The 837-nt window shown below is 57.7% G+C and carries 1 pseudogene; it reads right to left on the bottom strand.

From position 1 onward, the window contains the following. Positions 1-724, bottom strand: a pseudogene (locus AX760_RS26170) (IS5 family transposase); the annotation flags it as partial. Between the last annotated feature and the right edge of the window lie 113 nt (positions 725-837).

Genomic DNA, 837 nt, shown 5'->3' with positions numbered 1-837 from the left:
AGCCATGCGAAGGTTCGCTCGACAACCCATCGGCGTGGCAACAACTCGAAGCCTTTGGCCGCATCGGATCGCTTGACGATTTCAGTTGCCAGACCTGGTCTGGCCTTCTTCTGACCCTTTGCGAAGATCGGCCCCTGATAGCCGCCGTCGGCGAACAGCTTCTTCAAAAAAGGGTAGCGCCCGAACAGTGTCTTGAGAACGAGAACCCCGCCGTCGCGGTCCTGGATATCTGCCGGGTGAACAAGTGCGTGCAGCAGCAGGCCTACTGTATCGACAAGGATATGCCGTTTCTTGCCCTTGATCTTTTTCCCCGCATCATACCCGCACGGGTCGATGCAAGGCCCCCCTTTTCCGCGCTTTTGACGCTCTGGCTGTCTATGATTGCTGCGGTCGGACTGGCTTGGCGGCCCATTGCCTCCCGGCATTTGACATAGAGTTCCGCATGCATGCGGCCAAGTGTGCCGTCCCAGTTCCAGAGGTCGAAATAGCCAAACAGCGTGCTTCGGGGCGGCAGGTCTTTCGGCACAGCCCGCCATTGGCAACCCGTCGACAGAACGTACATGAGGCCGTTCACCACCTCGCGCAAAACCACCGTGCGCTTGCCGCCACCCCGCTTACCAGCCGGGATCAACGGTTCAACGATAGCCCATTCTTCATCGCTCAGATCACTCGGGTAACGCAATTTGCTGCGATCATATCGTCCGCGGTTTTCGATCGTCCACATCGCAGCTTCCTTTCGTGATTCGAAAGCACAAAAGGAATCACAACCGCGCACAACCCGCAAACCGAAGTCCGCTAACCGATTCCGCCGATTCTCAAAGTCTCCGGACGGACACT

The organism is Pararhizobium antarcticum, assembly GCF_001885585.1.
GTDB classification, from domain to species: domain Bacteria; phylum Pseudomonadota; class Alphaproteobacteria; order Rhizobiales; family Rhizobiaceae; genus Pararhizobium; species Pararhizobium antarcticum.
This window is presented reverse-complemented; position numbering and strand designations above follow the sequence as displayed.